This is a genomic window from Microlunatus soli, from assembly GCF_900105385.1.
GTDB lineage: Bacteria > Actinomycetota > Actinomycetes > Propionibacteriales > Propionibacteriaceae > Microlunatus > Microlunatus soli.
On sequence record NZ_LT629772.1, the window covers coordinates 6,452,208 to 6,478,146 of the forward strand.

A 25,939-nucleotide genomic window follows, 5' to 3' on the forward strand; every position below is an offset into this window, starting at 1 on the left:
GTCCTGCGGGAACATTTGTCCAAGCCGGCCCTCCGGAACCGGTGCACGGTGGCTGCCATGACCATTTCTGACGATCACACCTCGACCGCACCACCGGCGCCCGGCGATCAGCATCCCGCCGCCGACGCCCTGCCCCGGATGCTCGACTCCGACGAGCTCATCACGCTGGACGGCGTCGACCTTCATGTCTGCCAGAACGGGCCGGCGGACGCACCGGCGTTGCTGCTGATCCACGGCACCGGGGCCTCGGCCCGTTCCTGGGAGCCGATGCTGGGGTCGCTGACCGGATCCCATCGGGTGATCAGGATCGACCTGCTCGGCTGCGGCCGCTCATCCCGACCCGACGACGGCAACTACGCCGTCACCGATCAGGTCCGCCGAATCGGTGTCCTGCTGGACCGGCTCGGTGTCGGCCGGGTCGTGGTCGCCGGGCATTCCAGCGGCGGCGTCTTCGCGACCGCCCTCGCCGTGCACCGTCCCGACCTGCTGGACGGTGTCGTGTTGATCAACACCGGACCGCGGATGTCGGCCTACATCGCCGCCGACGTCCCGCTCCGCAACGCCGCCTGGTCGGACCTGACCGATGATCAGATCAGGGCAGCGATCCGCGACGGCTTCCATCCCGGGTTTGCGATCCCGGCTTCGTACGTCGACCAGTTTCGGGAGATCGACTTCGAGGCCTTCGGGGCCGTCTCCGTTGCCATCCGCAGCTACCTGGAAGAGCAACCGTTGCCGGACCGGCTGGCACCGATCGGTAGGCCGCTGCTGGTGATCTTCGGTGATCAGGATCAGCGGTGGGACCCGGCGGCGGCCGCCGACTATCACGCCGTTCGGGGCGCAAGGATCACGATGATGCCCGGTCTCGGCCACTCCCCCAATCTGGAGGATCCGCAGCGGACCGCCGCAGCCCTCCTCACCTTCACCGCAGCACACACCGCGGACGTAGGATCGGGTCGCGATTGATGTCGGCGAAGGAGATTCGGGATGGGACGGGTGACGGCACGACGGCCGGTGCTACGGATCCGTGACGGCAAGCCGTCCCGGCGGCCGGACACCCTGGCCGTCGAGGAGCCGATGGAGATCCGAGTCAATGAACGTTCGCTCACCGTCACGATGCGGACACCGGGCGACGACTTCGATCTCGCCGTCGGCTTCCTGGTCAGCGAAGGCGTGCTGCACAGCGCCGACGATCTGGTGACGGCGCGCTACTGCGCGGGCACTGCCGCCGACGGGCTCAACACCTACAACCTCGTCGATGTCGACCTGGCCGACGACGTGCCCGTCCCGGACACCTCCCTGGAACGCAACTTCTACACCACGTCCTCCTGCGGGCTGTGCGGCAAGGCGAGCCTGGACGCGGTCCGGACGACGGCAGCCTGGTCGGTGGCCGACGATCCGATGCGGGTCGGAGCCGAGGTGCTGGCCGCACTGCCGGACCGACTCCGCGACGCCCAGAAGATCTTCGACAAGACCGGCGGACTGCACGCGGCCGGACTGTTCTCCGCCGACGGCCAGTTGCTCTGCGTACGGGAGGACGTCGGCCGACACAATGCGGTCGACAAGGTGATCGGTCACGCGCTGCGCAACGACCTGCTGCCACTACGCGAGACGATCCTGATGGTCAGCGGCCGCGCTTCCTTCGAGCTCGTCCAGAAGGCGGTGATGGCCGGGATTCCCTTACTGGCCGCCGTTTCTGCACCGTCCTCGCTGGCCGTCGACCTGGCCGACGAGAACGGTCTGACACTGGTCGGATTCCTCCGGGACCACTCGATGAATGTGTACGCCCGGGCCGACCGGGTGGGGACGGTCAGCCGGTGAAGAGCTGTACGACCGCCTTGATCGCGTTGACGATCCCGTAGAGCAACGGGATCCCGACGATCGCCCAGGTGATCACCAACTCCAGCTTGTACTTGCCTTCGGTGCGAGCTCCCGCGCCCGATCCGTGATCTTCGTTCATGATCAACTCCTGGCCTCGGAACGGTCACCGGTCGACGCCTGCTGCTGCCAGCGTTCGGCGACCGGCCTGATCAACAGATTGGCGATCAGTCCGACCGCGAGAATGCCGACCATGGTGAACAGCGCCGGCCGATAGTCGGCGGCCGCCAGCTTGCCCGGCTCGCCCTGGGAATCCAACACCCGGTTGACGATCAGCGGTCCGACGATGCCGGCGGTCGACCACGCCGTCAGCAGCCGACCGTGGATCGCGCCGACCTGGAAGGTGCCGAACAGGTCTCGCAGGTAGGCCGGAGCGGTGGCGAACCCGCCGCCGTAGAAGGAGATGATCACCAGACAGAACAGCACGAACAGCGGGACCGATGCGCCGCCGACGAACGCCAGCAACAGGTAGAGCACGATGCCACCGCCGAGATAGATCAGGTAGGTCGGTTTGCGCCCGATACCGTCCGAGGCGGTCGACCAGATGAAACGCCCGCTCATGTTGCCGACCGACAGCAGCCCGACGAAGCCGGCCGCCGCGACGGCACTCACCGCCGAATTGCTGCCGTCGCGGAAGAAGTCCTGGATCATCTTGTCGGCGTTCTCCAGGATGCCGATGCCGGCCGTCACGTTGCACATCAGGGCGATCCACAGCAGCCAGAACTGCGGGGTCTTGATCGCGTTCGCCGCCGACACGTTGCCGGTCGACACCAAGGGTTTGGCCCGCACCGCCGCCGGATCGAAGTGCGGCGGCTGCCAGCCCTGGGACGGCACCCGGATGGTGATCACGCCCATCATCATGAACACGAAGTAGGCCACGCCGAGGGTGATGAACAGCTTCGTCACCGCCGGACCGGGCGCGGCCTCGACGCCGTACCAGGCCAGCAGCTGCTTGGACAGCGGTGCCGCCACCATCGCCCCGCCGCCGAAGCCCATGATCGCCATCCCGCTGGCCAACCCCGGCCGATCGGGAAACCACTTCATCAGCGTGGAGACCGGCGAGATGTAGCCGATGCCGAGGCCGATCCCGCCGATCAGCCCGTAGCCGAGATAGACCAGCCAGAGTTGACCGGCGGCGATGCCGGCCGCCGCGACCAGGAAGCCGACGGCCCAGCAACAGGCGGCGGTGAACATTGCCTTGCGTGGCCCGACGCGGTCCACCCAGGTCCCGAACACCGCAGCCGACAGTCCCAGTGCGACGATCGCGATCGAGAAGATCAGTCCGATCGAGGTCAGATTGGTGTCGAAACGTTCCCGCAGCGCCTCCTTGTAGACGCTCGTCGCATACACCTGGCCGATACACAGGTGGATCGCCAACGCCGCGGGTGGGATCAACCATCTGCTGTATCCGTGCGGCGCCACCGTGCGCTCGCGGTCCAAGAATCCCAACGCAGCCAAGACACACCTCCAGATCCCCGATATCGGTTCTGGCGTTCTCCGCGGATGCTACGCGACGTGGGCGAGATTCAGCGGCATATTCGCGGCTGATTCCCCCCTGATCCTGGATCCACGCTGATGCGTCAGCTGATGGTCAGCGCGAGGTCGGTGGCGGGGACGATCTCGCCGATCACGGGGTAGCCGGGGACCTCGCCGACCACCAGCAGGCCGCCGGAGGTCTGTGCGTCGGCCAACAGCAGCAGGTCATCCTCGGTGATCGCCGAACCGAGCCGAAGGTTCGGCCGGACCCAGTCCAGATTGCGGCGGGTGCCGCCGGACACGTAGCCGTCGGCCAGAGCGTCCAGAGCACCGTCGACGGTCGGTACCGCCGACTTGTCGATCACCGCTGCCACACCGGAGGCACGACACATCTTGAACAGGTGGCCGAGCAGTCCGAAGCCGGTGACGTCGGTGGCGGCCCGGGCACCCGCTGCCAGCGCGGCGACCGACGCGTCCCGATTGAGTTCGATCATGGTGGCGATCGCTGCCTCGAACACCTCGCCGGTCTGCTTGTGCCGGTTGTTCAGCAGGCCGACACCGATCGGCTTCGTCAGCGTCAGCGGCAGGCCGGGTCGGGCGGAATCGTTGCGCAGCAGGCGATCCGGAGCAGCGACGCCGGTGACGGCCATCCCGTACTTGGGCTCCGGGTCGTCGATCGAATGGCCGCCGATCACCGGGCAGCCGGCCTCGGCGGCCACCGCGAGTCCGCCGCGCAGCACCTCGGTCATCAGTGCGGTGGGCAACACCTCCCGTGGCCAGCCGAGCAGGTTGATCGCGACGACCGGGCGGCCGCCCATCGCGTACACATCGGAGAGTGCGTTGGCGGCGGCGATCCGGCCCCAGTCATAGGCGTCGTCGACGACCGGAGTGAAGAAGTCGGCCGTGGACAGCACCGCAAGATCATCGGCGACCAGCACCGCCGCGGCATCGTCGCCGTCGTCCAGCCCGACCAGCACGTTGCCGGCGGTCTGCCCGGTCAGCCCCTGGACAGCCTCCTCCAGCTCGCCGGGCGGGATCTTGCACGCACAGCCCCCGCCGTGGGCGAAGCCGGTCAACCGGATCGTTTGATCTGCCACGTCGAGGATCGCCATACCGTCACCCTAACCGCGCCCGCTCATCGTCCCGCTCGGCCGACGGATTAGGTTGAACCTCCTGGGAGGCGTCTGGGTTCCTGGTGGTCCCCCCGGTCTTCAAAACCGGTGAGGTCGAGTATCTCGGCCTGGCGGGTTCGATTCCCGTCCGCCTCCGCCAGCCGTTCGGTGCAGGGAGGGTGAGTGTGTCCGAGGACGATCCGCGTCGACGTATCCCCCGCACCGATCAACTGCTGGCGCTGCCTCCGGTCGCCGCGGCCCGGCTCCGGTTGGGTGATCACGTGGTTCGCGGCCTGGTCACCGGCGCCCAGCAACGCGCCCGGCAGGGCGAGATCGAACCGGACGAGGTCGCGGCGGCCGTGCTCGATTCACTGACGGCGCACCGTCCCACCGCGCTGCGGCCGGTGCTGAACGCGACCGGCGTCGTGGTGCACACCAATCTCGGCCGGGCGCCGCTGTCGGAGTCAGCGATCGACGCGCTCGTCATTGCTGCCGGCTATGTCGACGTCGAGCTCGACCTGACCTCCGGTGCTCGCTCGCGGCGGGGGGCGGCGGCTCGGGCAGCGCTGCTCACCGCCTGCCCGGCGGCCGAGGATGGGTTGATCGTCAACAACGGTGCCGCTGCCCTGGTGCTGGCGACCACCGCGTTCGCCGCCGGACGCGAGGTGCTGGTCAGCCGCGGCGAGTTGATCGAGATCGGTGCCGGCTTCCGACTCCCCGAGTTGATCGCCTCGACCGGTGCACGGCTACGCGAGGTCGGCAGCACCAACCGGACACATCTGCGCGACTACGCCGACGCCATCGGGCCGGACACCGGCTGCGTGCTGAAGGTGCACCCGAGCAACTTTCGGATCGACGGCTTCACAGCTGCGGTCGACATTGCCGAGCTCAGTGCGCTGACCGCGGACCGGGGCGTGCCGTTCCTGGTCGACGTCGGTAGCGGACTGCTGGCACCCGATCCGTCGCTGCCTGATGAACCGGACATCGGCACCGCGCTGACCGCCGGCGCCGACCTGGTGATCGCCAGCGGTGACAAGTTGCTCGGCGGGCCGCAGGCCGGTGTGCTGCTCGGCCGCTCGGCCGCGGTCACGAAGCTGGCACGTCATCCGTTGGCCAGGGCGGTCCGCGCCGACAAGCTCGCACTGGCCGCGCTCGAGGCGACGCTGTCCGCGGGGCAGACTCCAGTCGGTCGGGCCCTGCACGCCGATCCCGGACGACTCCGTGCTCGCGCCGACCGATTGGCCGCCGAACTCGGCGCCGAGGTGATCGCCCACGAGGGACGGGTCGGCGGCGGTGGTGCGCCCGGAGTTCCGTTGCACGGTTGGGCTGTCCGGCTGCCGGAGGCCGCCGCCGCGCTGCTGCGCACCGGCGATCCGGCGGTGCTGCCCCGGGTCCACGACGGGGCGTGCCTGCTCGATCTGCGCTGCGTCCCCGAGTCCGATGATCAAGTTCTGGTGGCTGCTGCCCGGACCGCGCTCTCCGGACTCGTCGACGACGAGCATCGTCGGGTTCCATGATCGGCAGGAGGTGCCCTTCGACGGGCTCAGGGAACTTGATGGCAGGGATCGATCGGACATGATCAACTTTGTGGTGGCGACGGCCGGACATGTCGATCATGGCAAGAGTACGTTGATCAAGGCACTGACCGGGATGGAACCGGATCGGTGGGAGGAGGAACGACGCCGAGGATTGACCATCGACCTGGGCTTCGTGTGGAGCACCTTGCCGTCCGGTCGGCGGGTCGCCTTCGTCGATGTCCCCGGTCATGAACGGTTCCTGGGCAATATGCTGGCCGGTCTCGGTCCGGCACCGGTGGTCTGTTTCGTGGTCGCTGCCGACGAAGGCTGGCGGGCGCAGTCCGATGATCATCGCGACGCCGTCGCCGCGCTCGGGATCAGGCACGGTCTGCTGGTGATCACCCGCACCGACCGGGCTCCGGACCGGGTCTCCGAGGTCGTGGCGCAGGCCCGGTCCGAGCTCGCCGAGACCGGTCTGCGAGACGCCCCGGCGATCGCCGTGTCGGCCGTCACGGGCGCCGGCCTGGACGAGCTGCGGACCGCTCTGGACGCGGTGCTCTCCCGACTGTCACCGGCGCCGCACGGCGACCGGGTGCGATTGTGGGTCGATCGCTCGTTCACCATCGCCGGTGCCGGCACCGTCCTGACCGGCACCCTCGCAGCCGGCAGCATCGGCCGCGACGACCGGCTGGAACTGCTCGGCCGGAGCTCGCTACGGGAGGTGACCGTCCGCGGCCTGCAGACCCGCGGCGAACCATCCGATCGGCTGCAACCGGTGGTGCGTGCGGCAGTGAATCTGCGGGGGATCGCCGCCGACAGTATTCATCGCGGCGATGCGCTGCTGACTCCGGGCGAATGGCCGACGACCGATGTGATCGACGTCCGCCGGGTCAGCGGTGTACCACTCGGTGCGCTGCCGCAACAGCTCACCGCCCATGTCGGCACCGCGGCGATCCCCGTACGGTTGCGTCGCTTCGACGATGATCATGCCCGGCTGACGATCGACCGCCGGCTGCCGCTGGTCCTCGGTGATCGGCTGGTGCTGCGAGACCCGGGCAGCCGTCGGGTGCTGGGCGGTGTGCGAGTACTCGACGCGGATCCGCCGGCACTCAGCCGCCGCGGCGACGGCAGCCGACGGCGGGCCGAACTCGGTCGGCTGGACACCGCCGGGGACGCCGGCATCGAGGTGGCCCGACGCGGCGCCGTCCGGCGGGAGCAGCTGCGACGCCTCGGGCTGGCAACCGGCGCCTGCCCCGACGGCGTGCGGGTCGTCGGCGGCTGGTGGGTCCACGAGGACACCTTCCGATCGTGGCGGGACCGGCTCCGGTCGGCGGTCGATGAACTGCACGACCGGGATCCACTCCGCGGCGGTCTGACCCGCGGCGAGGCGTCCGACCTGCTCGGGCTACCCGATGCCGAGCTGCTCGACGCGGTCGGTGACGCCGCCGGGCTCGAGCAGCAGCACGGTCGGTTGCGTCGACCGGGCAGCGCAACCGACCTCGGCACCGTCGAGTCGGCGATCGGTGAGCTGGAGGTCCGGCTCGGGGCGGATCCGTTCGCCGCTCCGGAGGCCGACGAGCTCACCGCGCTCGGCCTCGGCAGCCGCCAGCTCGCAGCGGCCGAGCGCGCCGGCCGCATCATCCGGCTGCGAGACGGGATCGTGTTGCTGCCGACCGCGCCCGCGCTGGCGATGCGCCGGCTGGCCGGCCTGGAGCAACCCTTCACCACCAGCCGGGCACGGCAACAGCTGCAGACGACCAGGCGGGTGGCGATCCCGCTGCTGGAGCACCTCGATGCGCGCGGCTGGACGAAGCGGTTGGACGCCGGCCACCGCGAGGTGCTGCGTTGATCGGGTCCTGCTCCCGGGCGCCCGACGGGCGCCAGTAGAGTCGATCACACCTCGGCAGATCGTTACGACGACAGGGTGGTGCAGGTGACAGAACAGCCGCGACCGCAGGACGTGGTGCGTGACCCGGCACCGGCCGCGATCTTCCTGGTGCTGACGGTGCGCCCAGGAGCCGAGGACGTCGTCGGCGATCTGCTCGCCGATGTCGCCTCGCTGAAACGCGGAGTCGGCTTCAAACGCACCGAGGACGAGCTGAGCTGCGTCGTCGGCATCGGCGCCCAGCTGTGGGACCGGATGTACGACGCGCCGCGCCCTGCCGGACTGCATCCGTTCCGGCCGGTGGTCGGCGCCACCCACACAGCTGTCGCTACGCCGGGCGATCTGCTGTTCCACCTGCGGGCCCGGCAACTGGACCTGTGTTTCGAGCTGGCCAAGCAACTCGTCGGCCGGCTGTCCGGGTCCGCCGACGTTGTCGACGAGGTGCACGGCTTCCGGTTCCTCGACGAGCGCGACATGCTCGGTTTCGTCGACGGCACCGAGAACCCGACCGGAGCCGATGCGTTCGCCGCGGTACAGGTCGGCGACGAGGACCCGGCCCACACCGGGGCCAGTTATGTGATGGTGCAGAAGTATCTGCACGATCTGGACAGCTGGGAGGCGCTGAGTGTCGAGGAACAGGAGCGGGCGATCGGCCGCCACAAGCTGTCCGACATCGAGATCGCCGACGACGACAAGGCGAGCAACTCCCACGTCGCGCTGAACACGATCACCGACGCAGACGGAAACGATCTTGACATCCTGCGGGACAACCTGCCGTTCGGCGAGGTTGGGACCCAGACGTTCGGCACCTATTACATCGGCTACGCCGCCGATCCGGCTGTGCTGGAAGAGATGCTGACCAACATGTTCATCGGCAAGCCGCCGGGCAACCATGATCGGATCCTGGACTTCTCCACCGCCGTCACCGGCAACCTGTTCTTCGTCCCCACCCAGGACTTCCTCGAAGATCCCAGCATGATCAACGAAACAAGCACGATCAACGACCAGGCCACGACCTCGGAACCGACGGTTCGGGACGGGTCGCTCAACATCGGCAGCCTGAAGAGGAGCACCACGGCATGAACAATCTGCATCGTGAACTGGCCCCGATCACCGACGCGGCCTGGGACCAGATCGAGGAGGAGGCACGGCGTACCGTCACCCGGACCATCGCCGCCCGGCGGGTGGTCGACGTGATCGGCCCGGCGGGTCCCGAGCTGGCAGCCGTCGGCACCGGACATCTGCGTGATCTTCGCTCGTCGTCGGACGAGGTGATCATCCGTCAGCGGCTCAGCCAACCGCTGTTGGAGTTGCGGGTGCCGTTCGCCGTCACCCGGGACGCCGTCGACGACGTCGAACGCGGATCGCAGGACTCCGACTGGCAGCCGGTGAAGGAGGCGGCGACGGCGATCGGTTACGCCGAGGACCGGGCAGTCTTCGAAGGTGTGGAGGACGCCGGCATCGTCGGGATCGCCGCCAGCAGCTCCAATCCGCCGATTCCGCTGCCGTCCGATCCGGCGCGGATCCCGGACGCGGTCGCCCAGGCGGTCAGCTCGTTGCGGCTGGCCGGGGTCAACGGTCCGTACAGCCTGCTGCTGTCGGCCGAGGTCTACACCGCGGTCGCCGAGAGCAGCGATCACGGCTACCCGATCCTTGATCATCTGACCCGGCTGTTGCGGGACGGCGAGATCATCTGGGCACCGGCGATGACCGGCGCGCTGCTGGTCACCACCCGGGGCGGCGACTACGCGCTGCACCTGGGTCAGGATCTGTCGATCGGCTACCAGTCCCACGATGCCAATCACATCCAGCTGTATCTGCAGGAGTCGCTGACCTTCCTGCCCTACACCTCCGAGGCCGGTGTCGCACTGCCGACCAGTTGATCGGCGCCCGAGAGGGGTGAGCGCCCTGGTAGGCAAGGATCCTTGTTGCTTCGCCCGGCTCAGGCAGCGGCCGGGTTCAGGATCCTTCGGTGCCCCAGTGACCGCTGATCTGCGGTCGTAGATCAGCTTCGTCGGGCTCCCAGCGGGCCGGGTCGGCGGGCAGCTGCTCGCCGGTCCGGATGTCCTTGACCTCGCCGCCGGCACCGGTGTCGGAGGAGGTGAACCAGACGTACGGGATGGAGCGCCGGTCGGCGTAGCGGATCTGCTTGCCGAACTTGTCCGCCTTCGGCGCCACCTCGGCGGAGATCCCCCTGCGGCGCAGGCTGGTCGCCACCGCGATCGCCTGATCCCGGGACTGCTCGGAGTCGACGGCGACCAGCACACAGGTCGGCACCGGTCGACTCGCGGTGAGATGGCCCTTGGCCAACAGCGGGACCAGGGTGCGGCTGACGCCGAAGCTCAGCCCGACCCCCGGAAAACTGGTCTTGCCGTCGCTGGCCAGGGCGTCGTACCGACCGCCGGAGGCGATCGACCCGAGCGACGGGAAACCGACCAGTTCGGTCTCGTAGACGGTGCCGGTGTAGTAGTCCAGCCCGCGGGCGATCTTCAGATCGGCGATCATCCGGCCGGGTACGGCGGCAGCCGCGGCATCGACCACGGCGGCAAGCTGGTCGAGTCCCTGGTCGAGCAGCTCGCTGCGGACCCCCAGTGACCGGACCCGCTCGACGAACGAGGTGTCGGCGCTGTTGATCTCGGCCAGCGCCGTACAGGATGCGGCCTGGGCGGCGGACAACCCGAGGTCATCGGTCAGCAGGTCCTGCACTGCATCCGGCCCGATCTTGTCGTACTTGTCGACGATCCGCAGCACGCCCGCCACGTCCTCGATCTCCAACCCGGCATAGAAACCCTGCGCCAGCCGACGGTTGTTGACCCGCATCAGCACCGGCGGCAGGCCGATGTCGGTGTGCAACCTCTCCAGGGCGTCCAGCGCGACCAGCGGCAGTTCGACGTCGTGGTGGTCGGCCAGGGTCCCGCTGCCGACGATGTCGATGTCGGCCTGGGTGAACTCGCGGTAGCGGCCCTCCTGCGGCCGTTCCCCGCGCCACACCTTCTGGATCTGGTAACGGCGGAACGGGAACTGCAGGTGGCCCGCGTTCTCCAACACGTAGCGAGCGAACGGGACCGTCAGGTCGAAGTGCAGACCGAGGTCGTCGCCCTTGGCCCGACCGTCCTCCTCGGCGTGCAGCCGGCGGACGACGTAGACCTCCTTGTCGATCTCCTCACCACCCTTGTTCAACCGGTCCAACGGCTCGACCGCCCTGGTCTCGATGGAGGCGAAGCCGTGCAGTTCGAAGGTCTCCTGCAGCTGACGGAGCACATGCTGCTCCACGATCCTGGCCTCGGGCAGGAACTCGGGAAAACCGGACAGCGGCTTGGGGCGCGGCACGGGCGTCGGCCTCACTCTCTGGGGATCGAACTGGTCACAGGTGCAGCAGATAGGGATTGCCGGCGCGTTCCCGCCCGAGGGTGGTCTGCGACCCGTGACCGGGTAACACGACCGTCTCGTCGGGCAGCTGCGACGGCGGCGACAACACTGTCGAGCTGAGCGTACGGTCCATCGTCGGCTGATCTCCACCCGGTAGATCGGTCCGGCCGACGGTCCCGGCAAAGAGTACGTCGCCGGTGAACAACAGGTCGTACCGGCCGGATTCGTCGTGGTACGGCGTCCGGAACAGGGTCGCGCCCGGCGTGTGTCCCGGTGCCGGGATCAGTTCGATCCGCAGCCCGGCCACGTCCAGCGTGGCGAACTGACCGTCGGTGGCCGGTTCGGCGGTCAACATCGTCGCCGGCTCCCGAGCGGTCGCCGGATCGGCGTAGTCGGCGACCAGTGGATGGAAATCCGGCGTCAGCGCGGCCAACGGATCGGTCAGCCAGGGCCGGTCGGCCGGCCCGATCCAGCAGCCCGCGCCGTACCGGTCGGCCACCGTGGCGGCATCGGCGACATGGTCGAAATGACCGTGGGTGAGCAGCACCGCCGACGGGCGCAGCCCGAGTTCCTGGCAGGCGGTGTCGAGCCGTTCGGCGGCGTCCATCCCGGGATCGATGACTACGCAGCGATCGTCATCACCGGTGCCGAGGACGTAACAATTGGCCGCCAGCGGCCCGGCCGGAAAGGATGCGATCACCACGGCCGACACCGTATCGGGCAGGATGGGGGGTATGAGCGAAGACGCACAGGGTGCCGCGAAGGCGACACCCCCATCGTCTGGTATCCCCACGCCGCCACCCGGCGGCCCGAAGCCGGCTGCTGCTGCGCCCGCCTCGTTCGGTCGCGTCGATGACGACGGGACCGTGTATGTCCGCAGCGGTGACGGGGAGCGGGCGGTCGGCCAGGTGCCCGATGCCACCCGCGAGGAGGCGCTGGACTTCTTCGTCCGGCGCTACACCGCCCTGGAACTCGAGGTCTCGTTGCTGGAGCGACGCATTCGCGGCGGCAACCTGTCTCCCGACGACGCGGCGTCCTCGGTCCGTACGGTGCGGGAATCGGTGCAGTCGGCCAATGCGGTCGGGGATCTGGACGATCTCAATCGGCGGCTGGACGAGCTGAGTCCGCTGCTCACCGAGCAGCGTGCGGTCCGTAAGGCCGAACGAGCCAGACAACAGGAGGAGACCAGAGCAGCCAAGGAGCGGTTCGTCACCGAGGCCGAACGGCTGGCACAGAGTAACGACTGGCGTGGCGGAGTGAACCGGTTCCGTTCTCTGTTGGAGCAGTGGAAGCAGTTGCCGCGACTGGACCGGTCGACCGACGACGCGCTCTGGCATCGGTTCTCCAGCGCGCGGACGACCTACACCCGTCGCCGCAAGGCGCAGTTCGCCCAACAGGCCGAACGCCGCGAGGCAGCCAGGACCACCAAGGAATCGATCATCACCGAGGCCGAGGCGCTGGCCGACTCCACCGACTGGGGCCCGACCACCGGCGCGTTCCGGGACCTGATGTCGCGGTGGAAGGCGGCCGGCCCCGCACCGCGGGAGGTCGAGGAGGATCTCTGGCAGCGGTTCCGCGGCATCCAGGACCGCTTCTTCGCAGCCAAGCAACAGGCCTTCTCCGCCCAGGACGCCGAGTTCCGGGAGAATCAGGTCGCCAAGGAAGCGCTGCTGGACGAGGCAGAGAGGTTGGTGCCGGTCACCGACCTGTCCGCAGCCAAGGCAGCCTTCCGGGATTTCCTCGAACGCTGGGCCGAGATCGGCAAGGTGCCGCGGGAGGCGATGCGTGGGTTGGAGAACCGGCTGCGCGCGGTGGAGAAGGCGATCCGCGATGCCGAGGACGAGCACTGGCGCCGGACCAATCCGGAGGCCAGGGCTCGTGCCGAGGACACCGCGGCCAAGCTGGAGGCCCAGATCTCTTCGTTGGAGGAACGGGCCGGCAAGGCCGAGGCCCGTGGTGACGACAAGGCAGCCCGGGAGGCACGGGACAACGCCGCCACCTACCGGCAGTGGCTCACCCAGGCACAGCAGGCTGCCAGCGAGTTCCGTCCCGACTGACTCCTTCCGGCTGACCGACAATCACCGGCCGGCGACCTCGCCGGCCTCCAGATCGGCGAACGGCTCCAGCAGCCGTTCGGCCTGGTCGATCTCGGGGGTCAGGACGCGGTCGTCGGTGTTGTCGGACAGCACCGTGACGGCCCGGTCGTAGGCGGTCCGGACCGGCGCGTCCGGCAGCTCGACCCCGGACAGCCGCAGCGCCCGGATCGCACCGACGAGCTCGCAGGCCAACACCGTGCGGTAGGTCCGCACCACCGTGGCCGTCTGCCGGACCGCCTGCGGCGCAAAGCTGGCGTTGTCCTCCAACCCGCGGGAGATCACCGCATTGCCGAGGGTGACCGGTGCGGCCGCGTGCCGCAGCTCGGCGAGCGCGTCCTGGGTGACGTATTCCAAGATCATGATCCCGGAGCTGCCGGCCGGACCGGTGGCCAGGAACGGTGCCAACTCGGTCAGCGCGGGATCGGTCAGGTTGGTCAGCCGGGCCGCCGACAGCTGTGCGACCTGGTCCACCGCGGCCCGAAGATGATCAAGGGCTTGGGCAAGGTGCGGGGTGGCGAACTGTCCGTGGTGGTAGCTGCGACCGGTCCCCGAGTCGATCAGCGGGTTCTCCGCGGCCGCATTGACCTCGATCGTCAGGATCTGCTGCAGCGAGGTCCACGCGTCCTGAGCGGCGCCGGCGACCTGTGGGAAGGTCCGCAGCCCGAACGGATCCTGCAACCGACGGGCGGGCAGCTGCTGATCCTGGTTGCCGAGCAGCCGGCGCATCGCTGCCGCGCACTGCAGCGTCCCGGGATGCGGGCGGGACCGATGGACGGCGTCGGCGTAGGCCTCCGGGGAGCCGCCCAGGGCTGAGTACGTCAACGCCGTCACCACCCGCCCGGCGGCGAGCAGCCGACCAAGATCAGCTGCGGCCAACACCGCCTCGCCGAGGGTGGCCGCATTGCTGGACATGAACGCGAGTGCGTCACCGGAGCCGATGCTGACCGGATCGATCCCACCCGTAGCCCACGGCCGTTCGCCCGCGAGGGTGAGACCGACCTCGGCCAACGCCGCAAGATCACCGGTGCCGATCCGGCCGTGGGAATGGACCTGCGGCAACGAGTCGGTCCGCAACGCCGCGTCGAGTCCGGTCACCAGGTCGGGCTGCACCCCGCTGCCGCCCGCCGCCAGCTGGTTGAGCCTGATGATCATCAACGCCCGGACCGACGCGTCGGGCAGCAGGCTGCCGTATCCACCGGCGTGGCTGCGCAGCAGTCGCATCCCGTGCTCGTCGGCGCGGTCCGGGTCGACCGCGACGTGCCGGTTCGCGCCGACGCCGGTGGTCCGACCGTAGACGTTGCCCCAGGTGCTCAGGTGGGTGGCCAGATCGCAAGCGACTCGGACACGTTCCAGCGCGGCCGGGTCCAGCTCGATCCGGCCGGCGCCGTCCCGACTCAACTCGACGATGTCGGCACAGCGCAGGTCGTTTCCGGTGATCCGGACCGGTCCATGATCGGCCATCGGCACGCCTCCTTCGGCACGGAACCCTTGCATTCCTACGCTGTCATGAAATCAGCCGCGGAGGCGCCGGGGCGTCCCCGGTCGGGAGTCCAACCGGTCGCGGCTGCTAGGGTCGGTCCCGATAGCGCCTAGGGTTCCGCGTCCCGGATCGCAGCAGGAGGTCGGGACGGTCTGGTCCGAGCGGCGCCACCGGTTGCTGACGATGAGCCGCCGGTCATCTCAAGGGACAAAAGCCTGGAGGATCCGCCGCGGCACACCGTGCGCCGCGAGAAGAGGATCCTGTGTCTGTTGTCGCTCTGCTGCTGATCGGGCTCGGCGCGATCGCCCACACCACCTGGAATCTGGCCGCCAAACGGTTCTCCGGCGCCGGCCTGCGGTTCGTCTGGCTGTCCAGCGTTGTCGCTGCCGTGGTGGTGGCACCCTTTGCGTTGACGGCCTTCGCCGGCAATCGCGCTGCGGTGCCGGTGGTGCTGATCGCGGGATTCGTCAGCGGCCTGATCCACATCGGCTACTTCGTGCTGCTGCAGCGCGGCTACCGGGTCGGCGACGTGTCCCTGGTCTACCCGATGGCTCGCGGCACCGGCCCGCTGTTGACCATGATCGTTTCGGTGCTGTTCCTGGCCGAACGGCCCGGTCCGGTGTCGCTGGCCGGCGGCGCGGTGATCATCGCCGGTGTCGCGGTGATCGGCTTCGCCGGCAGCCGCGGCGTCTCGCTCGACCCGCGTGCGGTCGTCCTCGGTCTGATGACCGGGGTGACCATCGCGGCGTACACGCTCTGGGATTCCTATGCCGTGACCCGGTTGGGCATCTCGCCGATGATCCAGAGCTGGCTGTCCAGCCTGACCGAGGTGTTGGTGCTGGCGCCGGTCCTGCTGCGGCCTCGGCAACCGATCGGCACCATCATCCGCAGTCAGTTCGCCGGCAGTCAGCTGATCGGCGCGCTGATCGTGGGGATCGGTTCGCCGTTGGCCTACATCTCGATCATGTACGCGATGCGGCACGCCCCGACTGCCCTGGTCGCGCCCGGGCGTGAGGTCAGTGTGGTGCTGGTCAGCATCGCCGGCTGGCTGATCTTCGCCGAGCCCAATCCCCGCCCCCGACTGATCGGTTCGGCGATCGTGCTGGCCGGGATCGTCGCGCTCGCCGTCGGCTGATCATCACGCGGCCGCGCGATACTCCTCGAGGAATTCGGCGATCCTGCCGATCGCCTCGGTCAACACGTCGACCTCGGGCAGGGTGACCAACCGGAAGTGATCGGGGTCGGGCCAGTTGAAACCGGTGCCGTGGGTGACCAAGATCTTTTTGGCCCGCAGCAACTCGATCACGAACTGTTGATCATCGGCGATCGGATACACCTCGGGATCCAGCCGCGGGAAGCAGTACAACGCTCCCCGTGGGCGCACCGAGCTGACGCCCGGGATCTCATTCAGCAGCCGATCGGCGAGCATCGCCTGGTCGTAGTAGCGGCCGCCGGGAATGATCAACTCGTCGACCGACTGGTAGCCGCCGAGAGCGGTCTGGATCGCATGCTGGGCAGGGACATTGGGACACATCCGCATGTTGGCGACCAGCGTCAGCCCTTCCAGGAAGTCGCGGGCCAGATGCTTCGGTCCGGAGACCAGCACCCAGCCGGAGCGGTAGCCGCAGACCCGGTAGGCCTTGGACAGTCCGCTGAAGGTCAGACACAGCACGTCGTCGCCGGCGACGGTCGCGGTGTGCTGGTGCTCGGCACCGTCGAACAGGATCTTCTCGTAGATCTCGTCGCTGAAGATCACCAGATCGTGCCGTCGGGCGATGTCCACCAGGCCTTGCAGCACCTCGGTGGTGTAGACCGCACCGGTCGGATTGTTCGGGTTGATGATCACCAGTGCGTGCGTGTTCGGCGTGATCTTGGATTCGATGTCGGCCAGGTCCGGCTGCCAGCCGTTGTCCTCGTCGCACCGGTAGTGCACCGGTGTGCCGCCGGAGAGGGTGACCGCGCCGGTCCAGAGCGGGTAGTCCGGAGCCGGCACCAGGATCTCGTTGCCGTCGTCGACGAAGGTCTGCAGCACCATCGTGATCAACTCCGAGACGCCGTTGCCGAGGAACACGTCGTCGACCTTGGCGTCGGCCAGTCCGTGGCTCTGGTAGTACTGCGCGACCGCGGTCCGCGCGGAGTAGATGCCGCGGGAGTCGCTGTAGCCCTGGGCCGATGGGAGGTGGTGCACGATGTCGGCCATGATCGCCTGCGGTGCCTCGAAACCGAACGGGGCCGGGTTGCCGATGTTGAGCTTCAGGATCCGGTGGCCCTCGGCTTCCAGTCGTTGGGCCTCGACGAGGATCGGTCCCCGGACGTCGTAGCGGACGTCCCGCAGCTTCTTGCTCTGTTTGATGGCGCGCACGGCTTCATCTTCCCAGCCGCCGTCCCGACCGGCGCGCCGGGCTGGTCAGTACGTCAGCGCGCCGCCGCGCTCACTTCAGGGTCCAGGCGACGGCGGCCGCCAGTACGAACAGCACGACCGCCACCAGGATCACCGCCGGTGCCGGCCAGCCGCGACGAGGCTTCGACGCCGGGGGCGGCAGCAGGACCGTACCGTCCTCGGTTCGGGTCGGTGCCGGGAGTCGGTCATCGGCCGAAACCTCGCGGCGCAGCCAGGTCTGTTGCTGAGCTTCCCGCGGCTGCGGCGGTGTCTGCAGCACGGTCGGTTCCTGCTGCCAGGCGGGCGGACCGGCGACGGCGGTGTCCGTCTCGGCCGGCAGCGCGGCCCGCAGCGTCGTACCGAAGGTGTGTGCGTCGGCCGGGCGGCCGTCCGGATCGGGGTCCATCGCGGCGGCCAGCAGCTGATCGATCTGCGGCGGCAGACCGAGCCGGGCAGCGATCGGCTCCGGTCGGACGTCCCGACTGCGCCGGACCAACTCCCCCGCGGTCAGCCCGGCGAACGGCCGGCGGCCGGCCAACAGCTCGTAGCTCACCACACCGAGGGCGTACACGTCGGCCCGGCTGTCGAAGCCACCGAACTGGTCCGCCTGCTCGGGAGCCATGTAGGCCGGGCTGCCGGTGGTTACGGTGTAGCCGCTGGCGTCGGCGAGCTTCTTCGCACTGCCCAGATCGGCCACCAACACGTGCAGCGGTGCGTGCCGGGTGTCGATCAGGAAGTTGCCGGGCTTCAGGTCGCGGTGCACGATGCCGGCCTCGTGCAGCACCTGAACGGCCTCCGAGGCCTCGGCGGCCAGCCGGACCGCCTCGTCGGCGGGGAGTTGACCGACCAGGCCGGTGAGCGCACCGCCTTCGATGAAGTCCATCACGAAATACGGCTGCTCCGGCCGGTCACCGCCCGGCGGGGACACACCGACGTCGTAAACCCGGACCACTCGCGGGCTCTGGATCCGGCGCAGCAGCCGGGCCTCGGTGAGGAAACGTTCCCGGACGTCGGCGTTGACCGCCCAGTTGTCGGCCAGCACCTTGACCGCGACGGGTACGTCGAGGTCGGGATCGTAGGCCTTCCACACGGTCGCGAAGGCGCCCGCGCCCAGGACCCGATCCAGGCGATACCGTCCGATCTGCTTCATCGCCGCCCATTATCCGGCCTGCCGACGATTTCACCCCGATCGGCCGGTCCGACGTCGGCGTGGTCGTGTTTGCGGTACTGGATACCGGACCACACCAGCAGTCCCCTCGAACACAACCGCGTCACGATTGACCGCCGTCACCCTGCCACTCGTCGGTGTCGGCCGCCGCCACGGCATGATGTGCTCACGATGACTGACGACGCCGAACTCGATGAGCTGGTCCGCTCCGCCCAGGCCGGCGACCAGGCGGCTCTGGGCGACCTGCTGACGCGGCTCCGGCCGCGCGTGATGCAGCGCTGTGCACGCCTGCTGCCGCATCAGCAGGACGCGGAAGAAGCCGCCCAGGATGCGCTGCTGGCGATCAGTTCCAACATCGGCAGCTACTCCGGGCGCGGCTCCTTCCTGGGCTGGGTCACGGTGATCACGTCCAACAGTGCGCGGGGCACCTACCGGTCGCTCAAACGCCGCGGCGAGACCACCGGGGCGGTTGCCGTCCCGGAGTCGGCCGACCCGCGGACGACCAGTGTGATCGCCGGCACCCGGCTGGACCTGCTGGAGTCGCTGAACGAGCTGGAACGCCGACACCCTGCGCTGCTGGAACCGTTCGTGCTGCGCGACCTCGGCTCGCTGCCGTACGACGAGATCGCGGAGCTGACCGATGCGCCGCTGGGCACCGTGAAGGACCGGATCCACCAGGCCCGCAAGTTCATGCGGGAACGACTCCGGTTGCAGTTGGAAGCAGAGTTGTGAGGCGGTCGATCACCACCGCCGGTCGAACGGTCAGTGCCGATCGATCGGCCGATCGATCGATGAGAAGGGCCGATCGGTGAGAAGGAGCGTGAGCGTCGGCTGCTGGATCGCCGCCGTCGTGCTGGGGGCCGGCACGGGTCATTTCGTGCTCCCCGACCGTGGCACCGTCGGTTGGCCGCCGTGGTCGGCGGACAGCACGACCCCGCCGGCCGACGGCAACGCGACCGCCGGGCCGGAACCGATGCCGAGCGACTATGCCCGAACGCCACCGACGAAGAGCGACCTGGCGTCGGTGAAGACCTTCGACAAGGCTGGTCTGGATGTCCGGGTCTACCATCTCGGCGGCGACGGCGATCCGAACACCGGAGCGACGATCTGCAGTGACCAGGCGGGGCCGGGCAACCGCACTCTGGGCGACCTCACCGGTTACGACCCGTCGCTGACCGGTTCCTGGGAGGAGAAGGGCGACGACGGCACAGCCGACCAGATGATCGCGGTCGCCGACTCCCCCGCCGACGCGAAGGTCGCCGCCGACCAGCTCCTGAACAGTGAGTCGCCATGCCGTCATGCCGAGGTCGGCGAGTCGGTGCTGGGCAAGCCCCGCGAGCAGCTGATCGAGCCGGGCGTCTGGGCGGCCTGGATCGGTCAGTATCCCGGCGACCAGAACACCAACGGCGAAGCACCCGAGGGAGCCGAACCCTGCGGCGGCGAGATCATCATCCGCAACGGCCAACGCTTCGGCACGATCGGGGTCTATCTCTGCGCCGACTCCGAACAGCTCGGCACTCTCGCCGTTGCCGCCGCCAAGCGGCTCGGCTAGTGCCCGCGATCCGAATGTCGTACGAGTGCGAGCGGCCTCGCCGATCGCACCGGTTTCGGGCAGTTCGTACGACAGATTCGTCGCGGTGTCCCGACACTGACGGCTGTTCACGGCTAGGGTCGCGGTCCATGGACATGCTGAAGGGCGACCGGATCGCAGCGGCGGACCTGACCGACTGGCGCAAGCTGGCCCAGGGGCTGCATGCCCGTTATCGGGTCGACGATTTCGCCACCGGCGCCCGATTCATCACGGCGGTTGGCGAAGCCGGCGACGCCGTCGGACACCACCCGCAGGTGTCGATCGGTGACGGATATGTCGACCTCAAGCTGGTCACCGAGGATGCCGTCTACCGCAACGATGAGGGCACCGAGTTCAGTGTCGAATGGGTGACCCAACAGGACGTCGACCTGGCACGACGGATCACCGAGATCGCCGCCGACCAACGGCTCGACGCCGACCCGGCAGCGGTCGCTGTCATCGAGCTCGGTCTGGACACGACGCGGTCGTCGACGATCGCTCCGGTGTGGGCCGCACTGCTGACCGGGGACAGCGCGGCCCAAGGACGCGGAACGCCCAGCGACGAGATCCGGGACGATTCCGGACGCGTTCCGAACCTGTGGTTCGGCGACGTCGATGAACCACAGGGCGATGAGCAGCTGAACACCTCCCAGCGGTTCCACCTCGAGGTCTACGTGGCCCCTGAGGTGGCCGAGCAGCGGATCGCTGCCGCCGTCGCAGCAGGCGGGACCGTCGTCGACGACAGCGATGCACCGGCGATGACAGTGATCGCCGATCAGGACGGCAACAGAGGGGTCATCTGTGTGGACGTCTCAGCGGCCGCGGGCAGCTGAATCGCTGGTTGGGTTCTGATGTGACCGAGGTCGTTGACTACGACGCGTCCTGGCCGGCTGCCTACGCCCGGGCCGCGGAGCAACTCCGAGCTGTCGGGACCGGCAGGTGGTTGGTCGAGCACATCGGTTCGACCAGCGTTCCCGGGCTGTCGGCCAAGCCGATCATCGACCTCGCGGTCCGGGTCGGGTCCTTCGACGAGTTGGACGATCGGCGCCAGGGCCTCGTCGACAACGGTTGGTTGTCGCTGCGCCGGCAACCCCACGGTCATCGGGTCCGGGTCAAGGAGGTTGCCGGGTGTCGGACGCATATCGCACACTTCTTCACCGCCGACCAGTGGGAGACCTGCCACCAGCGGTTGTTCCGCGACTGGTTGCGGTCCCACTCGGCCGACGCGGCCCGGTATCAGGAGTTGAAGCTGGCCGCAGCAGCAGAGGAGGACGGCTCGGCGTACGGTGCCCGCAAACAGCCGCTGGTACTGGACATCGTGAACCGCGCACGAGCTGCCCGAGGTTTGCCACCGATCGATGATCTCGATCCCGAGCGGTCGATCAGCTCCGGATGATCCGTCCGTCGGTGCGATAGTCGACGACGTCCAGTGAACCGACGAAGGCGTTCAACGCGTCCGCATCGATCGTCGCGGTGGCCGGATCGACCAGCAGTGTGCTGTCGGCGAACGCGGTGACGTCGTCGCCGCCGCGGTAGACGTAGTCGGTCATCGCGACCGTGTAGGACGCCGCCAGGTCCAGCGGCTTGCCGCCCACGGTGATCGCTGTGACGCGGGCCCCTACCGGCCGATCGGGGTCGAAGGTGTAGCTGATGCCGGAGATCTGCGGAAAGCCGCCGCCGAGATCCTGGTAGCCGGCCAGGCCCTGCTCGACGGCCGACCGGAGCTGTTCACCGGTCGCTTCGACCTTGATCAACTTGTTGCCGAACGGCAACACGCCGTAGCCGCTGGCCAGGGTGAAGTCCCCTGCCGGCACCGCTGCTCGCAGTCCACCGCCCTGGATCCATCCGACGTCGGCCGGTTTGCCGTCGGCGAAGCCGGCACCGGACCGGAAGGCGTCGGCCACCAGATCACCGAGCGCCACCTCGCCCTGCCGATGGGCGTTGTCGGTCAGCGGCAGCGCAGTCCGTACGGTGCTGATCCGCTTGCCCAGCCGCTGCTCCAGGTCCGCAGCATAATGATCTTCGAGTCGTTGCAGTTCGGGGTCGGGTCGGACGCTGCCATCGACCTCCAGCACTGATGGGATGATCATGGTCCGGTGGCCGTGCCGACGGATGTCGATCTTGATCGTGGATCCGATATTTCCTTCTGGTGCAGCGATCCAGGTGCCCCGATGTCGGGTCAGAACCGACCGATCCTCGGCCACCTCCTCGGTCAGGACAAGATCGACGCCGGGCACCTGGTCGATCAGCGCGGCATTCTCCTCCGGCCCCTGTTGGGTGACGGCGACGACGACGTCGGGCCGCTGCTCGGCCGTCATCCGAGCCAACGCCTGCCGGGCTGCTTCGATCACCGGACGTTGATCGACACCGGTATCGGCACCGGTGGTGTCCATCGCATCGGTCAGTCCGAGGAAGCCGACCCGGAAGGCACCGACCTGTCGGACGGTCCAGGGCAGACCGCTGAACGGAGCTCCGTCGGCGTCCACGAGATTGGACGACACCCAGTCGAAGTCCGACTTCGCCATCAACGCACGGGTGTTCGCCACCCCGAAGTCGAAGTCGTGCTGACCGAAGTTGGCGACGTCGATACCGATCGTGTCGAACGCCTCGACCATGGGGTGGCCGTGATAGACACCGCCGAACAGCGTGCCGCCGGCCAGGTCGCCGCCGAACACCGTGGCACTGTACGGCTCGGTCTGCCGATCGGTCCGGAGCACGGTCGCCAACCGGGCGACCCCGCCACGGGAGACGCCGTCGGTGACCACCGGGCGGACATCGTGGGCGTCGTTGAAGTACAGCAGACTCGCGGTGCAGTTGTTCTTCGGCGGCCCCGGTGTGTCCTGGCCACAGCGATCTCGGGCAACGGCCCGGCCGGGGGTCAGGACGGTGATGATCATCATCGCCACCAGGATCGGCCCGAGCACGCGTAGTCTCTTCATGATCACGACCCTAGGGTGCGGTGCTCCGCGCCGGTGACACCCGGATGAACGGTCAGCGATCGTCGCCGGTCGCCGGGGTGAGCGGCAGTTCGTAGAACCGCCACAGGTCCTGCAGCTCGGGCGGGATCTCGCTGCCCGGATACCGATCGCGTTCGGTGAACCCTCGGGATTCGTACAGCCGGTGGGCCGCGGTCATGAATCGGTTGCTGTCCAGCCGGACGATCCGAGCGCCGAACTGATCACTGCAGCGGTCCAACAGCCAGTCCAGTAAGCCGGCGCCGATGCCGGTTCCGCGGTGCGTCGGCCGGACGAACATCCGCTTGATCTCCACCACGCCGTCATCGTTGGTCCGCAGCGCGGCCACGCCGACGGGCAGACCGCCGACTTCGGCCAGTGCGATCAGTCCCGACGGCGGCCGGAATCGTCGCAACGACTCCGGCGTATGTCCCGGGTCACCACCCATCGGGTAGCCGAAGGTCTGCTCGAAGGTCGCCAACGCCCAGGTCATGTACTCCGTCATCAACCCGAGCACGTGGTCGTCGTCGGCCGGCGACGCGGCCCGGAACCGGCAGCCCTCGGCGTCGATCGTCCGCACTCGCGTCACTGGTTGATGCGGTAGGCGTCGAAGACGCCGGGGATCCCGCGGACCCCCTGGATCACATGATCAAGATGGGTCGGGTCGGCAGTCTCGAAGGTGAACTTGGCCTTGCAGATCCGATCCTTCGAGGTGTTCAATGCGGCCGACAGGATGTTGACATGTTGATCGGACAACGCCCGGGTGATGTCGGACAGCAGCCGGTTGCGGTCCAGCGCCTCGACCTGGATCGCCACCAGATAGGAGTTCTGGGCGCCGGGCGCCCAGACGACCTCGATCAGCCGCTCCGGCTGGGACTTCAGGTCGGCGGCGTTCACACAGTCGGTGCGGTGCACCGAAACCCCCGAGCCGCGGGTGATGAAGCCCATGATCGGATCGCCGGGCACCGGCGTACAACACTTCGCCAGCTTGACCCACAGATCCGTCGCGCCGACCACCTCGATGCCGGTCTCCCCGCCCCCGCTCTTGCGACGCCGGCGACCGGTGACGACCAGATCCTCGCTGGTCTCGTCGACCGCGGACTCCTCGCCGCCCTCGACACTGATCAGCCGGTTGACCGCAGCCGCGGCACCGACATTGCCCTCACCGATCGCCGCGTAGAGAGCGTCCACGTCGGCCAGCCGGAAGTGGTTGGCCACCGAGGTCAGATGCTCGATGGTGAGCAGTCGCTGCATCGGCAGCCCGGCCTTGCGCAGATGCCGGGCCAGGATCTCCTTGCCCTGCTCGATCGACTCCTCGCGGCGTTCCTTGGTGAAGTAGTGGCGGATCTTGTTCCGGGCCCGCGGGCTCTTGACGAACGACAACCAGTCCCGGCTCGGACCGGCCCCTTCGGCCTTGGAGGTGAACACCTCGACCACGTCGCCGTTGGACAGTGCCGACTCCAAGGGCACCAGCCGGCCGTTCACCCGGGCGCCGACACAGCGATGCCCGACCTCGGTGTGGATGGCGTAGGCGAAGTCGACCGGTGTCGCCCCGGACGGCAGTGACATCACGTCGCCCTTCGGGGTGAACGCGAACACCTCGGAGGAGTTGATCTCGAACCGCAGCGAATCCAGGAACTCCCCCGGATCGGCGGTCTCCCGCTGCCAGTCCAGTAGTTGCCGGACCCAGACCAGATCGTTGCTGTTGGCGCCGCCGCCGTGGGGTTTGGCGGTCGTCGGGGTGCCCTTGCCGCCGCCCTGCTTGTACTTCCAGTGCGCGGCGACACCGTATTCGGCGCGCCGGTCCATCTCCTCGGAGCGGATCTGCAACTCCACCGGTTTGCCGCCCGGCCCCAGCACGGTGGTGTGCAGCGACTGGTACATGTTGAACTTCGGCATCGCGATGTAGTCCTTGAACCGGCCGGGCAGCGGGTTCCACCGGACGTGCATCACGCCGAGCGCGGCATAACAGTCCTTCGGCGTGTCGACCAGGATGCGCAAGCCCACCAGGTCGTAGATGTCGGCGAAGTCGCGGCCGCGGACCACCATCTTCTGATAGATCGAGTAGTAGTGCTTCGGTCGGCCGGTGACGGTCGCCTTGATCTTCGCGGCCTTCAGATCGGCGGTGACCTCGCTGATCACCTTGGCCAGCACCTCGTCCCGCTTCGGCGCAGCCTCGGCGACCAGCCGGACGATCTCGTCGTACACCTTGCGATGCAGGGTGGCGAAACAGAGATCCTCCAGCTCCCATTTGATCGTGTTCATGCCGAGCCGGTGTGCCAGTGGCGCGTAGATCTCCAGCGTCTCGGTCGCCTTGCGGTGTTGGCTCTCCGGACGGACGTAGTGCAGGGTGCGCATGTTGTGCAGCCGGTCGGCGAGTTTGATCACCAGCACCCTGATGTCGCGGCTCATCGCCACGATCATCTTGCGGATGGTCTCCGACTGCGCGCTCTCGCCGTACTTGACCTTGTCCAGCTTGGTGACGCCGTCCACCAGCAGCGCGACCTCTTCGCCGAAGTCGCGGCTCAACTGGGCCAGCGTGTACGGGGTGTCCTCGACCGTGTCGTGCAGCAGCGCCGCACACAGGGTCGGCTCGGTCATGCCGAGCTCGGCCAGGATCTGGGTGACCGCCAGCGGATGGGTGATGTAGGGGTCGCCGCTCTTGCGTTTCTGCCCGCGGTGCAACTCCTCCGCGGTCCGGTAGGCACGTTCCAGCAGCGCGGTATCGGCCTTGGGGTGGTTGGCTCGGACGATCCGGAACAGCGGGTCCAGCACCGGCAACTGCGGTCTGCTGCTGCCGAACCGGGCGATCCGCTGCCGCATCCGGACCCGGGGGTGCTCCGGGCCGGTGGCCAGCCGGACCGGGACTGCGACGCTGCCGCCGTCCCGCGCTGCCCTGCCCTGACCGCCCTGATCGCTCTGACTGCTCCGCGGCTGTTCGGATCGGTCCGGACTGCCCGCGCTGGACTGGCCGCTGGGCGCAGCACCATCCGACGATCGGCCCTGTCGATCGGCCGACCGTTCGATCGCCGGATCCTGATCGGCCACGGGGCTACC

The 25,939-nt window shown here is 68.5% G+C and carries 23 protein-coding genes and 1 tRNA gene; 13 read left to right on the forward strand and 11 right to left on the reverse strand.

The annotated features are described in order from the left end of the window. The first annotated feature begins 57 nt into the window (after positions 1–57). Both BLU38_RS29510 and fdhD read left to right on the forward strand, forming a co-directional pair. Positions 58–963: an alpha/beta fold hydrolase gene (locus tag BLU38_RS29510; RefSeq protein WP_197679921.1), complete on the forward strand. Its 906-nt coding sequence runs from the start codon at positions 58–60 to the stop codon at positions 961–963. Between the two features lie 21 nt (positions 964–984). Continuing rightward, complete coding sequence (fdhD, locus tag BLU38_RS29515; protein ID WP_091530847.1) at positions 985–1,818, forward strand: formate dehydrogenase accessory sulfurtransferase FdhD; 834 nt, start codon at positions 985–987, stop codon at positions 1,816–1,818. On the opposite strand, the gene BLU38_RS31285 is transcribed toward fdhD, so the two are convergent. From BLU38_RS31285 to selD, 3 genes are all read right to left on the reverse strand, one after another. Beyond that, positions 1,808–1,957 carry an MFS transporter small subunit gene (locus tag BLU38_RS31285; protein WP_172836250.1) on the reverse strand — a complete coding sequence of 50 codons (150 nt, stop codon included), beginning with the start codon at positions 1,955–1,957 and terminating at the stop codon, positions 1,808–1,810. The two genes, fdhD and BLU38_RS31285, sit on opposite strands and share 11 nt — an antisense overlap. Before the next feature lie 2 nt (positions 1,958–1,959). Then, positions 1,960–3,333 (reverse strand): OFA family MFS transporter, encoded by a 1,374-nt coding sequence (locus tag BLU38_RS29520; RefSeq protein WP_091530850.1) that lies wholly within the window; start codon positions 3,331–3,333, stop codon positions 1,960–1,962. 122 nt (positions 3,334–3,455) lie between these two features. Then, positions 3,456–4,463, reverse strand: a complete 1,008-nt coding sequence (selD, locus tag BLU38_RS29525; protein WP_091530854.1) for a selenide, water dikinase SelD — start codon at positions 4,461–4,463, stop codon at positions 3,456–3,458. 64 nt (positions 4,464–4,527) lie between these two features. Between selD and BLU38_RS29530 the strand changes: the two genes are divergently transcribed. From BLU38_RS29530 to BLU38_RS29550, 5 genes are all read left to right on the forward strand, one after another. Beyond that, a tRNA-Sec gene (locus tag BLU38_RS29530) sits at positions 4,528–4,623 on the forward strand. 25 nt (positions 4,624–4,648) lie between these two features. Then, positions 4,649–5,980, forward strand: a complete 1,332-nt coding sequence (selA, locus tag BLU38_RS29535) for an L-seryl-tRNA(Sec) selenium transferase (protein ID WP_091530858.1) — start codon at positions 4,649–4,651, stop codon at positions 5,978–5,980. A 58-nt stretch (positions 5,981–6,038) separates the two neighbouring features. Then, entirely contained in the window at positions 6,039–7,829 is a 1,791-nt protein-coding gene (gene selB, locus BLU38_RS29540; protein ID WP_091533386.1) for a selenocysteine-specific translation elongation factor, read from the forward strand. A gap of 84 nt (positions 7,830–7,913) precedes the next feature. Beyond that, positions 7,914–8,948 carry a Dyp-type peroxidase gene (locus BLU38_RS29545; protein ID WP_091533388.1) on the forward strand — a complete coding sequence of 345 codons (1,035 nt, stop codon included), beginning with the start codon at positions 7,914–7,916 and terminating at the stop codon, positions 8,946–8,948. Next, entirely contained in the window at positions 8,945–9,748 is an 804-nt protein-coding gene (locus tag BLU38_RS29550) for a family 1 encapsulin nanocompartment shell protein (RefSeq protein ID WP_091530862.1), read from the forward strand. The genes BLU38_RS29545 and BLU38_RS29550 overlap by 4 nt, the downstream gene beginning before the upstream one ends. Before the next feature lie 76 nt (positions 9,749–9,824). On the opposite strand, the gene hisS is transcribed toward BLU38_RS29550, so the two are convergent. Beyond that, on the reverse strand, positions 9,825–11,195 hold the full coding sequence (hisS, locus tag BLU38_RS29555) for a histidine--tRNA ligase (protein ID WP_091530866.1): 1,371 nt from the start codon (positions 11,193–11,195) through the stop codon (positions 9,825–9,827). A gap of 34 nt (positions 11,196–11,229) precedes the next feature. After that, the gene (locus tag BLU38_RS29560; RefSeq protein WP_091533390.1) at positions 11,230–11,937 is read right to left on the reverse strand and encodes an MBL fold metallo-hydrolase; all 708 of its coding nucleotides are present in this window, start codon (positions 11,935–11,937) and stop codon (positions 11,230–11,232) included. 31 nt (positions 11,938–11,968) lie between these two features. Here BLU38_RS29560 and BLU38_RS29565 point away from each other — a divergent pair, with 31 nt between their 5' ends. Further along, positions 11,969–13,291 carry a DUF349 domain-containing protein gene (locus BLU38_RS29565; protein WP_091530869.1) on the forward strand — a complete coding sequence of 441 codons (1,323 nt, stop codon included), beginning with the start codon at positions 11,969–11,971 and terminating at the stop codon, positions 13,289–13,291. A gap of 21 nt (positions 13,292–13,312) precedes the next feature. Here BLU38_RS29565 and BLU38_RS29570 read toward each other — a convergent pair whose 3' ends face one another. Next, a complete protein-coding gene (locus BLU38_RS29570) occupies positions 13,313–14,791 on the reverse strand; it encodes an aromatic amino acid ammonia-lyase (protein ID WP_091530873.1) in 1,479 nt (492 codons plus the stop codon). Between the two features lie 281 nt (positions 14,792–15,072). Between BLU38_RS29570 and BLU38_RS29575 the strand changes: the two genes are divergently transcribed. Then, on the forward strand, positions 15,073–15,945 hold the full coding sequence (locus tag BLU38_RS29575) for a DMT family transporter (protein ID WP_091530875.1): 873 nt from the start codon (positions 15,073–15,075) through the stop codon (positions 15,943–15,945). Between the two features lie 3 nt (positions 15,946–15,948). On the opposite strand, the gene BLU38_RS29580 is transcribed toward BLU38_RS29575, so the two are convergent. Continuing rightward, the gene (locus BLU38_RS29580) at positions 15,949–17,172 is read right to left on the reverse strand and encodes a pyridoxal phosphate-dependent aminotransferase (protein WP_091530878.1); all 1,224 of its coding nucleotides are present in this window, start codon (positions 17,170–17,172) and stop codon (positions 15,949–15,951) included. A 70-nt stretch (positions 17,173–17,242) separates the two neighbouring features. Further along, complete coding sequence (locus BLU38_RS29585) at positions 17,243–18,340, reverse strand: serine/threonine-protein kinase (protein ID WP_091530882.1); 1,098 nt, start codon at positions 18,338–18,340, stop codon at positions 17,243–17,245. 189 nt (positions 18,341–18,529) lie between these two features. On the opposite strand from BLU38_RS29585, the gene BLU38_RS29590 reads away from it, so the two are divergent. The 4 genes from BLU38_RS29590 to BLU38_RS29605 all read left to right on the forward strand — a co-directional run bounded on the left by BLU38_RS29590 (position 18,530) and on the right by BLU38_RS29605 (position 21,324). Beyond that, positions 18,530–19,090 carry an RNA polymerase sigma factor gene (locus BLU38_RS29590; protein WP_091533391.1) on the forward strand — a complete coding sequence of 187 codons (561 nt, stop codon included), beginning with the start codon at positions 18,530–18,532 and terminating at the stop codon, positions 19,088–19,090. Positions 19,091–19,166: 76 nt separating this feature from the next. Continuing rightward, on the forward strand, positions 19,167–19,910 hold the full coding sequence (locus BLU38_RS29595) for a hypothetical protein (RefSeq protein WP_157683854.1): 744 nt from the start codon (positions 19,167–19,169) through the stop codon (positions 19,908–19,910). A gap of 128 nt (positions 19,911–20,038) precedes the next feature. Beyond that, positions 20,039–20,761: a 4a-hydroxytetrahydrobiopterin dehydratase gene (locus BLU38_RS29600; RefSeq protein WP_091530892.1), complete on the forward strand. Its 723-nt coding sequence runs from the start codon at positions 20,039–20,041 to the stop codon at positions 20,759–20,761. A gap of 20 nt (positions 20,762–20,781) precedes the next feature. Then, positions 20,782–21,324 carry a GrpB family protein gene (locus BLU38_RS29605; RefSeq protein WP_157683855.1) on the forward strand — a complete coding sequence of 181 codons (543 nt, stop codon included), beginning with the start codon at positions 20,782–20,784 and terminating at the stop codon, positions 21,322–21,324. Here BLU38_RS29605 and BLU38_RS29610 read toward each other — a convergent pair. Genes BLU38_RS29610 through BLU38_RS29620 form a run of 3 tightly spaced genes read right to left on the reverse strand, consistent with a single transcriptional unit; the run spans position 21,311 to position 25,705 of the window. Further along, positions 21,311–22,867 carry a bifunctional metallophosphatase/5'-nucleotidase gene (locus BLU38_RS29610; protein WP_157683857.1) on the reverse strand — a complete coding sequence of 519 codons (1,557 nt, stop codon included), beginning with the start codon at positions 22,865–22,867 and terminating at the stop codon, positions 21,311–21,313. The genes BLU38_RS29605 and BLU38_RS29610 overlap by 14 nt on opposite strands. 52 nt (positions 22,868–22,919) lie before the next feature. Further along, a complete protein-coding gene (locus BLU38_RS29615; protein ID WP_157683859.1) occupies positions 22,920–23,471 on the reverse strand; it encodes a GNAT family N-acetyltransferase in 552 nt (183 codons plus the stop codon). Next, positions 23,468–25,705, reverse strand: coding sequence for a RelA/SpoT family protein (locus tag BLU38_RS29620; RefSeq protein WP_091533393.1), 2,238 nt, complete (start codon positions 25,703–25,705; stop codon positions 23,468–23,470). Before BLU38_RS29620 ends, BLU38_RS29615 begins: the two co-directional genes overlap by 4 nt. Between the last annotated feature and the right edge of the window lie 234 nt (positions 25,706–25,939).